Annotated in this window: 5 protein-coding genes; all 5 read left to right on the forward strand. The window is 46.9% G+C overall.

Translation table 11 applies throughout. The features are described 5' to 3' along the window. Positions 1–203: 203 nt before the first annotated feature. Positions 204–716 (forward strand): globin family protein, encoded by a 513-nt coding sequence (locus J0895_RS14550; RefSeq protein WP_207088789.1) that lies wholly within the window; start codon positions 204–206, stop codon positions 714–716. Positions 717–1,071: 355 nt separating this feature from the next. Continuing rightward, positions 1,072–1,665, forward strand: a complete 594-nt coding sequence (locus J0895_RS14555; RefSeq protein ID WP_207088790.1) for a phycobilisome rod-core linker polypeptide — start codon at positions 1,072–1,074, stop codon at positions 1,663–1,665. 884 nt (positions 1,666–2,549) lie between these two features. Then, positions 2,550–9,338, forward strand: coding sequence for an AAA family ATPase (locus tag J0895_RS14560; RefSeq protein ID WP_207088791.1), 6,789 nt, complete (start codon positions 2,550–2,552; stop codon positions 9,336–9,338). Positions 9,339–10,218: 880 nt separating this feature from the next. Then, positions 10,219–10,464 carry a hypothetical protein gene (locus tag J0895_RS14565; protein WP_207088792.1) on the forward strand — a complete coding sequence of 82 codons (246 nt, stop codon included), beginning with the start codon at positions 10,219–10,221 and terminating at the stop codon, positions 10,462–10,464. 773 nt (positions 10,465–11,237) lie between these two features. After that, positions 11,238–12,617 carry a P-loop NTPase family protein gene (locus tag J0895_RS14570; protein ID WP_207088793.1) on the forward strand — a complete coding sequence of 460 codons (1,380 nt, stop codon included), beginning with the start codon at positions 11,238–11,240 and terminating at the stop codon, positions 12,615–12,617. Positions 12,618–12,708: the final 91 nt, after the last annotated feature.

Genomic DNA, 12,708 nt, shown 5'->3' on the forward strand with positions numbered 1-12,708 from the left:
AATGGTGCTGCCAATATCCTTCGCAAGCTAAACGTAAAGGGAAAGTTCAAATTAGATTTGAGCGGACTTATTAGAGGCACAATGAGCAGCGCCCATCAGAATTAGGCTTTGGTCTAAGGCTGTGCAAGAATCCCCGTGTCTTTAGACCGGGGAGTGTCAATAGACATAGAAATTGATCGGGGGTTCAGTAAGAGGGGGATGGAATGCAAGCTATCAATTCAAAATTACAAGAACTGATTAACGAAAACGAAGGGCAGTATCTGAGTCCCGGGGATTTACAAGGGATGAAACGGTATCTGCAAACCTTTGCAGAACGGGTAAAAACCTACGAAATGTTGCGGGAGAAGGGAGACTTGCTGGTCCGTCATGCCTTGAAAAAGTTTATGTCCCTGCATCCAGACATTATGCAAAAGCATGGACAGCGCTGTTATTACGATATGACTCAGGTGATGCGATACAGTGCCTTAGCCATTCTCAAAGATGACCCGCGCTTCTTTAATGATTCCTTGGTGTTGTGGCAGTCTAATATTTTGACGGCCTATCAGAGACAAAATTCCTGTGGGGTAGCCTATCGTTGTTTGAAAGAAACGACGAATGCTCATTTACCCAGTAGTGCCAATCAGTACCTTGATCCTTATATTAATCGGATGATTGAGGCATTAGATATTCCGCCGAAACTGATGGCAAATGTTCAGAAACCGGCGATGGCCACCTAGTCCAAGGGTAAAGTAAAGGTTAGAAACCGGGTTGGTTAACCAAAATGCTGAGAATTAGTAACTCTAGCGGTTCGGTGGACTCATGAAGTACAGATATTTAGAGGAGTGGGAGCATCTTGTTCGCTCTTGGCAATAGCTTTTCAAGATGCTCCCACTCCCCAAATGTACCTCATAACCGTGGGAAACTCTATAGCCCCTAATTATGTTAAGAAAGCCGGTTTCTGGTCCTAATTATTGAAGACGGTATCCCATCCCGGGGACAAGAGACGCAGTTTCAGTGAGCAGGAAACAGCCTCAGTCCTCAACATATCGGGATTAATCTCCCACTCGGTTTATCCAAATAGAGGAGCAGACCATGAGCTTACAAGAGCCAGTGACGATGAAGCAGAACGCCTCGGTTGAAGAACGAGAAGGGGTTCTGCGACAAATTTACAATCAAGTCTTAGAACGGCAACCTTATCAGTTTGAACGGAAAAAACTAGCGGGGTTAGAAAAAGAATTTATCAAGGGAAAAATTGGGATTCGGCATTTTTTGAAGAGTATTGCCGTGTCTTCAATTTATTTGGAAAGTTTCTATGAGAAAAGTTCCAATGTCAAGTTTATTGAGAATGCGTTTAAGCATTTTTTAGGCCGATCGCCCCATGATGAAGCGGAAATCCGCGAATGTGATTGGTTACTGGTGGAACATGGTGTGGGGGCAATGGTATCGGCCTTGATTGACTCGGAAGAGTATCGCAAGGGATATGGGTCCTTGACAGTTCCCTATTGGCATCCTCATCGCTATGAATCGCCGAATGATTATTTAGAAAACCGCTGGTTGGGAGAGGAACACGCAGGCGATCGCGGGTGGGCAATTCCCACCCTGTATTGGCATGAACTCCATCTCGATTGCACCGGAGGCACTTGTCGTCCATCCTGGACCCCCTCCTCACGAGTCCGAGAGTCTTGAACCGGGAGTCTGATGTCAGCTAGTCTTCAGGGGGTGCGAAAACTCGCACCCCTTTGCGATCCAGGGAGAGGCGATCGGCCCGTTTTATCCCCGATCGCCTCAAAATTAGCCCCCTTCTGGCAAATATTTCACCCGGGTTCTAGCACAGTCACAAAATTACCTTTAAAATCAGTGAGCAGGTGGGGATGGTAACTGCTACCCTGTGCTCGGGGTTGTCACCGAGGCCAACTATCAGGTGAGTCTACATTCAAAGCGCGATCGGGAAGCGGGTGTGTCAGAATGCTTTCCCTTCGAGCCCTCATCCTCCCCCCGAGCTTTTCTTCCCCCGAGTCAAAACCCGGGGGGAGGAAAACCTCTCGAAGGCGTCTTATCATAACAATAGAGATTCTGATGACTCCAATGAATGAATCTTGATGTTGAGAGCAACGGGGTGCAGCTTCTACAGTGGTTTTCTCAGGGTTGGTGTTCCTACGCCCGGTCATAAAGCGCCGGATAATTTCGCTCAAGTCAAAAGAAGCCGTTTGGGTCCGATTCAGCGGTGAGCGTCCATGACAATGGCCCTAGGGTGGGGTGCGATGATTCAATCAGGAGAGTCAGTCTCAATGGGATGTGATCCCAAATCCGGTTGTCAAAGACCTGTTTGCTCTGTGCGCTGGCTTGTGGAGGCTTTGTTAGTATAGCCCCACCCTTGAGCGTGCGGGTTTAGCCAACCCCCTGTAGAGAAACAAAATCCAGACCGGGCATATCAAGGGTTTACCTCCGCCAATTGTCTCAGTTTTAATTGAGCTCTCCAGGGGGGTCAGTCCGGGAAAACAAGACACTGTTGAACTGGGGATCAAACATTTTTCATTCTAACGCCTACCTATTGACTATTGTTGAGACTCATGACGATCTCGCTTAAAGGCTACACCATCATTGAAAAAATTTACGAAGGTATCAACACCATTGTTTATCGAGTTCAACGAGAACTCGACGACCAACGAGTGATCCTCAAGCTGCTCAAAGCCGAGTACCCCACCCCGGAGGAACTGGCTAAACTTCACCATGAATATGAAATTACCCGAAATTTGAACAGTTCGGGGATTATCAAGGTGTATGCCTTGGAAACCTTTGAATATAATCAGCTTGCCCTCGTCCTAGAAGATATGGGTGGGGTTTCCCTGAAACACTATTTGACGGGAATCCGCTTAAATTTAAAAGAATTTTTACAGATTGCCATCCAACTGGCGGAAATTTTAGGAGAAATTCATAACGCCCATATTATTCATCGGGACCTTCATCCTTTAAATATTATTATTCAGGGAAAAACCCAGCAAGTTAAAATTACAGATTTTAGTATTTCTATCGTCCAAAAGGCCCTCAATCCCGGGGCGATCGAGGGAACCTTGCCCTATATGTCCCCAGAGCAAACCGGGCGGATGAATCGTGAACTGGATTATCGGTCCGACTTTTATTCTCTCGGGGTCACCTTTTATGAAATGCTCCTGGGAGAACTGCCCTTTAAAGGGACAGATCCGATGGAAATTGTCCATGCCCATTTAGCCAAAAATCCCCGTCCCCTGACGGAAGTTAAGCCCGAAATTCCCCGGGCGGTTTCTAATATTGTGCTGAAACTGTTGGCAAAAAACCCGGAAGACCGCTATCAAAGTGCTTACGGACTTAAAGGGGATCTGCGCACCTGTTTGACTCAACTCAACGAAACGGGCAAAATCACGAAATTCGCCCTAGGGACGGCGGATTTATCCGGGGAATTGCTCGTTTCTGAAAAACTCTATGGGCGCGATCGCGAACTGTCCCTACTCCAAGAAGCCTACTGGAGAATCCGCCGCAAAGCCCCCGCCATTTCCGCCATTTCTGGACCGGATAAAACCGGAGAAATCTCCTCCTCATCGTGTGAAATTGTTCTAATTTCCGGTTATTCCGGGGTGGGAAAATCGGCCCTACTTCAGGCCATGCACCAACCCCTGATCCGACAAACCGGCTATTTTATTTCGGGAAAATTTGAGCGGTATAGAAGCAATATCCCCTACGGCGGATTGATTGAAGCCTTCCAGCAATTAATTCGTCTAATTTTAAGCGAAAGTGAAGACCGAATCACCGAATGGCGAGAGCAAATTTTATTGCAACTGGGTAAAAATGGTCAGGTGATTATTGACTTGATTCCGGAAGTGGAACTCATTATTGGCAAACAGCCCCCAGTTCCGGTTCTACCGCCTTCGGAATCGCAAAATCGGTTAAGTGTCGTCTTTCAAAAATTCTTGAGCGTTTTTACGACTCAAGAACATCCTCTGGTGCTATTTTTAGATGATTTGCATTGGGCGGATGCGGCATCGATGACCCTGTTACAGGCGATCGTCACCGCCTCCGATCGCCAATGTTTATTGCTGATTGGAGCCTATCCCGAAAACGAAATCGACAGCCCTCGCCATCCGTTACTCCAAATGATCCGGCGGTTTCAACAGTCCGGAGTGCGGATCACCACCCTTGCCCTAGAAGCTTTAAATATCGAATGTCTTAACCAACTGATTGCCGATACCCTTAGCTGTCCCACGGTGCGATCGCGACCCTTAGCAGAACTCATCCACCAAAAAACTCATGGCAATCCTTTTTTTGTCAGGATGTTGCTTAATTCCCTAATCCAAGAGAATCTGTTAGTTTGTAACCTCAGTGCCGGGCGTTGGGAGTGGGATCTTCCCAGAATTGAGCAACTTTCCATCACTGATAATGTGGTGGATTTAATGGTCAATAAAATTCAACAGCTTCCCGAATCCACCCAAAAGGCTTTACAAGTTGCCGCTTGTATCGGGAATATCTTTTATATTGATATTCTATCCCTCGTCAATGAAAAATCCCTCTCCGCTACCGCTACAGACCTCCAGTACGCGGTACAGCAAGGGTTAATTTTACCCGTCGCCAATACTTATAAAATCCCCTTAATTTTTGGCAATGAGGAACCCGTGGCCTTGCCGGTGGATAACTTAGTGGTCGCCTATCAGTTCTTGCACGATCGCGTGGCCCAGGTCGCCTATTCTCTGATTTCCGACGAACGTAAACAACAGGTTCACCTCAAAGTAGGAAAGCTCCTGCTTAAACATTGCAACGCCGAAGAACGGGAAGAAAAGCTGTTTGAAATTGTCAATCATTTGAACATCGGCTTGAGTTTAATCGCTTCTCAATCCGAAAGCAGTAAAATCGCTCACCTAAATTTCCTAGCCGGTCAAAAAGCCAAGACGACAATGGCTTATGAAAATGCGGTTAAATATCTATCAAAATCCCTTCAGTTACTCCCCGAAGATAGCTGGATTTCCAGATATGAATTTACATTAAATCTCTACAATGAATTAATTGAAGCCGAATATTTAGTCGCAAATTATGAAAGAGCCAACTACCTGGCCCAGGATGCCCTCAAAAATACCCGAACCTTATTAGAAAAGATTGATATCTACGAAAAGAAAATTCAATCTTATGTCTCTCAGAATCAAATGGAGAAGGCCATTAATACTGGGGCGATGGTTCTTCAACTGTTAGGAATAACCCTGCCGAAACAGCCGAATCAATTCCATCGGATTTGGGGCGTAATCCGCACAAAATGGATTCTCAAAAACAAGAGCATTGAAGATTTAGCGGCCTTGCCACATATCAGCAATCCGGAACAGTTGGCCGCCCTGAGAATTTTAGTAGCCATGACCCCAGCGGCTTATGTTTCTTCGGTGAATATGCTGCATCTGGTGGTCTATACCATGATAGACCTCTGTGTAAAGCATGGAAACTCTGTGCTTTCTGCCTTTGCTTATGGGTTTTATGGGGTGCTGTTGTATGGTTCTTGGTCAGATATTAAGGGAGGCGATCGCAGTGGGGAACTCGCCTTACGACTGTTAGAGCAATTTGACGATAAAACCATGAAAGCGAAGGTGGGGGATTTAGTCTATGCCCATATCAAACACGCCAAAATCCCCCTCCAGGATACCATCGCCCCCTTAAAAAATGCCTTTACTGATGGCCTAGAAACCGGGGATATCGAATGGGCGGGACACGCCGCCCTGCATTATTGCAACCATAATTTATTTCGGGGAGAACCCCTGGATGCCGTGGCTGCTGAGTCTGACCATTATATTGCTTGGATGGTCCAACTTAAGTTAGACTTTCATGTGCATTATGCGCGGATTTGGCGACAATTCATCCTTAACTTACAAGGAGAATTACCCAATCCCTGCCTCTTAAGTGGAGACAGCTTTGAGGAAGAAACCCTGTTACCCACCTTGATTGAATCTAACAATACCATGTCGGTATTTGCGGCCTATCTCGCCAAAACTATATTATGTTATTTATTTGGGGAATATGAACGGGCTGTTTATTATGCAAAATTAGCAGAGAATTATCAACATGGCGTGGTCGGGTTACTGAGTGTTAATGAACACAATTTTTACCAATCTTTAGCCTTACTTGCTCTCTATCCACAAGGGACACCTGCCCAGAAAATCAAAGGGTTGGTGCGGGTCCAACTGGCCCAGCAAAAAATGAAGCGATGGGCCTTACACGCGCCGCAAAACTATCGACATAAGTATGAATTGGTTGAGGCGGAAAAAGCCCGGGTTTTAGGACGAAAAGTGGCGGCGATGACCCATTACGATCGCGCCATCAAATCTGCCCGCAAATATGGCTACATTCATGAAGCGGCGATCGCCTGTGAACGGGCAGGAGAATTTTATCAGCAACTCAACCTCCACAAAATCACCTCCACCTATATCACCGAAGCCTATTATGCCTATCTGCGTTGGGGCGCAACTCGCAAAGTCAGCGAACTAGATGCCGCCTATTCCCATTCCATCGCCCGAGGGAGTCTGGAGGGACAAGGGGGCGGGGGAGTCATGAGCACCACCACCACCATTTCCACGACTACAGGCTCTCATGCAGGTTTACTGGATTTAACCGCATTTGTCAAAGCCTCCGCTGCGATTAATGGGGAAATCGTCCTGGATAATCTGCTCAAAAAGCTGATGAAAATTTTAATGGAAAATGCGGGGGCAGAAACCATCTCCTTAATTTTAGAAACCAACAATAAACTCTATATTGAAGCCACTGGAACCACCCACGAAACGGAAGTAATGATCGGCCAGCATATCCCGGTGGAAAACAGCAGTCGCCTACCTCTGTCTATCATCAACTATGTCACCCGGACTCAGGAATCTGTGGTGATTAAAGAGGCGATCGCCGAAGAACGATTCATCCAGGATCAATATATTATCGACTATCAACCCCAATCCATCCTCTGTGCGCCCATCGTTCATCAGGGCAAACTCATCGGCCTTCTGTACTTAGAAAATAACATCACCACCGGGGCCTTTAGCCAGGACCGCTTGGAAGTCCTCAAATTGCTCTCCTCCCAAGCAGCGATTTCCATTGAAAATGCTCGCCTCTATACCAACTTACTCACCTCATCGGAAGAGTTGGAAACCAAAAATCGGGCCTTGCAAGACCTCGATGAACTCAAAGATGAATTTCTCGCCAGTACCTCCCATGAACTGTGCACTCCCCTGAATGGAATTATCGGAATTACCGAATCCATGTTAGATGGGGCCACCGGAGAACTCAGCGAGTTGCAACGCGCCAATCTCTCCCTCGTCGTCTCTAGTGGTCAAACTCTGGCGCAATTGGTCCAGGATTTGCTCGACTTTTCCAAGCTCAAGCATAAAAATATCCAACTTGACCTTAAACCCTTGGGAATGCGAGAAATTACCAATGTCGTCCTCACTATCTGTCAACCCTTGGTGGGGACCAAATCCCTGAAACTGGTGAATGCAGTGGGGAAAAATGTTCCCCTGGTGGATGCCGATGAAAACCGAGTCCAGCAGATTCTCCATAACCTAGTGGGTAATGCCATCAAATATACAGATTCCGGGACCATTGAAGTTTCGGCGATGGTGTTATCAGGACAAGAAGGACTGATGAGTGAAGACGAAGAGACAGAAACAGAGGATGGGGGATGGAGTCGTGTGAGATATCCCCGTTCCATCCTCCAAGGAAAAGTGACTCGTCCTGCGGCGAATACGGAAAACGAACATTTATATTTAGCAATTACCGTATCGGATACGGGGATTGGGATTACCCAAAGTAAGTTAAGTCAGATTTTTGAACTGTTTGAGCAAAGGGATGGGACCTCACTCCGTGCTTACGGGAGTGTGGGGTTGGGATTGTCGATCGCCAAGCAACTCGTGGAACTGCATGAGGGGAAAATCTGGGTGGAGTCTGGGGTGGGAGAAGGGTCTCGGTTTACCTTTACCCTCCCCATCTCGGCAAACCAGGTTCAGACTCCCGAAATTCCCTTGCCTGAACCCTCCGAACCCGTTGTCGAGGAAGAAGATATCCCAGCGATCGCCTTACCCATCGCCCCTGTGGAAGGGTGGCGGATCCGGAGTAATGGCGAGTTCCAAATTTTAATCGTGGATGATGAACCGATTAATTTACAAGTGCTCGTCAATCATCTGTCTTTAGAAAATTATGCGATCGCCACGGCGAGTAATGGCCCGGAAGCCTTAGCAGAACTGGAAAATGGCTTGCGACCCGATTTGATTTTGCTGGATGTGATGATGCCGAAAATGACCGGCTATGAAGTCTGTCAGCGAATTCGCGAAAAGTTCCCCGCCAATGAGTTACCTGTGGTGTTGTTAACCGCCCGAAATCAAGCCTCGGACATGATGGAAGCTTTTGGATCCGGGGCCAATGATTATCTGACCAAACCCATCTCCAAAAATGAGCTGTTGGCGCGGATTAAAATGCACATCCAACTGTCTAAAATCAACTTGGCTTATGCCCGCTTTGTACCCCGAGAGTTTATTCAGTTCCTCGGGTATGACACCATTCTGGATGTGCAATTGGGGGATCAGGTTCAGAAAGATATGACGATTCTGTTCTCGGATATTCGCTCCTTTACTACCCTCTCGGAACGGATGTCTCCTCGTGAGAATTTTAACTTTATTAATTCTTACTTGAGCCGAGTGGGTCCGGTGATTAGAAATCATCATGGGTTTATTGATAAATATATCGGCGATGCGGTGATGGCGCTTTTTCCAGATACCGCAGAAGATGCCATGCGGGCGGCGATCGAGATGCAAAAACAGGTGATGATTTATAACGTGCATCGCCAAAAGAGCGGCTATATGCCGATCGCCATTGGGATTGGATTACATACAGGCAGCTTGATGCTGGGGACCATCGGGGAAGAACAACGCATGGAAACCACGGTGATTTCTGATGCGGTGAATTTGGCCTCTCGCATGGAAGGACTGACGAAATTGTATGGGGCTGCTATCGTGATTAGCGGCCAAACTTTGATTCATTTGGATGACCCCACCAAGTACAATTATCGGTTTTTAGGCAAAGTTCAAGTCAAAGGCAAAAAAGACTCAGTGGCGGTGTTTGAAGTGCTAGATTGCTATCCTCAAAGTTTGATTGATACGAAGCTAGGCTCTCGGACTAAATTCGAGCGAGGGATTGTTTTATATCAAGGGGAAAAATTTGCTGAAGCCCATCAATTGTTTAAAAAGGTATTAGAAAATAATCCCCAAGACCAAGCGGCGCGTTTCTATGTGGAACGTTGCGAGTATTTCTTGAGACATGGCATCTCGAAAGTCTGGGAAGGGTTAGATCCGCTGAATGTCAATGAGAAATTATAATCTCGCTTGTTACTGGACCAGCCCGGATTTTTGCAGATGACCTTGTAGAGTGTGCCAGACAGGGGGATGGAAAGGCTCAGTTCTGGGGACGTTGGTTTAAGACGAAGTGCGAGGGGACAAGAAACCCGGTTTCTCGCCCGGGTGTATTACGGATTGCTCCAGATTGTGTGAAGAAAGCCGGTTTCTAACCTTTGTGGTAGGAGTTCGGCCATTTTGGGGGAGGTAACCCACCCTACTTCAAGTTACGGGGAGAATATTCCCTTTGAGTTAGCCGATTGGGGCGAGTGATTTTATCTTGTTAGGGTTAAGGATTTCCATTTTTGGTACAATAAAGATAGAGTTCCGTAAGCGGGGTTAATTTGTGGGCGGAGACTGTGCCACATTTCGTCCTGTCCTCAGTTAAGAATCGAGGTGCGATCGCCTCAGCCGAGATCATAAGGGGGCGTGAGAAACCAATGGATTAACGGTACTGGAGTCAAGGTTATCCCTGGTGTAGGAGGATCGGAGCGCTCTCCAGGAGGAGTGTGAACGCAACGGGACAATCCATTGTCGAAACTGTCACTCTATTCCTCCTATTTTGGATGTAAACAAGGGCAAAATTAAGGGAGTTGGATTGAGGAGGACTGCAAAGCGTGGCGACTGCACCGAAAGGTGTAAAAGCCTTCCCTGAATCGAGTGGCTTCATCCCCGGGAGGAAGCCTAAAAAGAATCAGTGAATTTTTGCCGAGGTTTTCCTAAATTAGAGTATTTCCAGGTCCTAACCCAAGGCAGATGAAAAATCCTGACCTTGGGAGAGATAATCAGAAATAGCAACTTAAGTAACAGTAAAAAAGTCGAGGAAGAAAAGAGGGTGTTTAACCTATCCCAGGAGATGATTGAGATGATGAATACTAAACTGATGAATACCAAACTGTTGAGTCTATTATTTGCCCTACCCATTCTCGTTACGACGGGCAGCAATACCTTTGCTAGAGATGAAATGTTAAAGTCTCCTGACCCTGAACTATTTTTAGGGCAGCAACCAAATGCTCTGGTGACGCAGGACGAGCCTAGGTCGATGGAATTATTGGTGGCCGCTAGGGGTGAACAACCGGGAAAATGTGAGTTATTAGGGATTTGTAAATAAGCTGGGAGTCACGGGATTCCGGTTGATTCACCAAGGAACAATTCATCGCTTCATCAGGAAGGTTAGAACTTGAGCAGAAACCTCGGGAAAGGGGATAAACAGGGGCGATCGCATCCTGAATAAATGTTCTCCGGACTAGGGCAAAATGGCGGCGGTTTTCCAGATGCTTTAAACCCGGAAAACAAACAGTGAGGGTTGAGTGCGCCGTCCGGGGTGTAGACAAGACAAGCTCATCCCGTTTAAATTGAGCTCAGAGCAATAAAAGCATGATGGTCTCTAGCGATCGAAACATTGACGGGACCTCTATCAAAAGGGTTGCACGACTGCTCTTTTGAGGAAATAAAAGGCGAGTTGTGGCGTGGAAGAAAGTCTCTACAGCTTGCATCCCAGAGGCAAAGAACTGAACCTGAATACCTGAAACTGGGACTCACCGTGGCCAACGGAGAGTGAGCAGAGGGGAAACCCCCCAGAACATAGGTTGAAGATTTAAACCATCACATCAGAAACCGGGATGTCAGGTCAAGACTGGTGACGAATGGGTAGAGATTTTATGAGGAAACCCGGTGGTCTTGCCACTATACCGATACCCTAGGGGGGTTAGTTTCTGCCCGGGAGTACGGGGACGTAACTGGGGTAGGGACGGACTTCCTTGCTGAAAAACCCTGATGGGAAAAAAACCCATTTGCTGTTAATGTTAGAAGTGTTGACGGTTTCGGTTTTTCTTTCAGGGGATTAGTGGCTTCTACCCAGTTCAAAAACCAAGGGCAAGGGTGATGGAAATTAATTTGAGAAAATTTTATCAAGCGTGTAACCCCAGTAAGACGCTATCCATTGGAAATCCGGAGGATAGACCGTATTATATTGATTTTTCCGGGGTCCGAGGGGGTAAAATAATTGAGGAGTTGGGCAGAACCATTACCCGATTGTCTCCGGATATTCCCACTTGTCAGTTATTTACGGGACATATTGGCTGTGGGAAATCCACGGAGTTGTTGCGGTTAAAGTCTCAATTGGAAGAGGCAGAATTTCATGTGGTGTATTTTGAATCTTCTCGGGACTTGGAAATGGCCGATGTGGATATTTCCGATATTTTGCTTGCGATCGCCAGACAGGTGACGGAAAATCTCGCCGTCAGTGGAATTCCTCTGACCTCTAGCTATTTTACTAAGCTGTTTAAAGAAATTACTGAGGTCTGGCAAGCGCCCATTGATATTGATCCCACGGCGGATTTAGCGATTTCTATCGCTCAAATTACCAGCCAAGCGAAAGAAAGTCCTAAACTGCGAACGCAATTACGGCAATATTTAGAACCCCGTACCAGTGGGATTTTACAATCGATTAATGAGGATATTCTCACCGCTGCAACTCAGGAGTTGCAACGTCGGGACAAACGGGGGTTAGTGGTGATTGTGGATAACCTCGATCGTGTGGATAATCGACCGTTACCTTCTGGGCGATCGCAAACGGAATACCTATTTGTCGATCGCGGTGAACAACTTCGCAAGCTCAAATGTCATTTAGTTTATACGATTCCCCTCTCTTTAATGTTTTCCCATGAATCTGAATCGCTCAAAAGTCGATTGGGGGCGGGGGTGGCCCCGAAAGTGCTGCCAATGGTGCCGGTGCGATCGCGCGATGGGGAAGACTTTATCGAAGGGTTAGAGTTACTCCGGCAAATGGTCCTGGCCCGGGCATTTCCTGAACTGACACCCTCAGAACGGCTAGACTTCATTACCCAAGTCTTTGATAGTGCGGAAACCTTAGACCGCTTGTGCCGGATTAGTGGCGGCCATGTGCGAAATTTATTGGGGTTGATTTATCGGTGTTTACAACAAGAAGACCCGCCTTTTGGTCGAGAAACGATTGAAACTGTCATTTCGGAACGGCGGAACGACTTGATACTGGCGATCGCCCCGACGGATTGGGAACTGCTTAATCAAGTGCATGAGACCAAAAATGTTAGAGGCGAGGCCGCCTATCAACATTTATTGCGAAGTATGTTCGTGTTTGAATACCGCGATCGCGACTCCGGTCGTTGGTTTGATATTAACCCCATTTTGGCAGAAGCCCAATCCAAAAAGGAAGCCCTCTCTTCGTCTTTTACCCTGCCTAAAATCCCGAGTCGAGTACCCAAAACCCACGATGACGGTTGAACCATGATGAATCTACAGTATGACGACGCCGAAGTCAGGCGCAATCAACAATCTTTAAAGGTTTTACATCGGGCCATTTCCTTTTCTCAAG

The organism is Phormidium pseudopriestleyi FRX01 (assembly GCF_017313335.1).
Lineage (GTDB): Bacteria > Cyanobacteriota > Cyanobacteriia > Cyanobacteriales > Laspinemataceae > Laspinema > Laspinema pseudopriestleyi.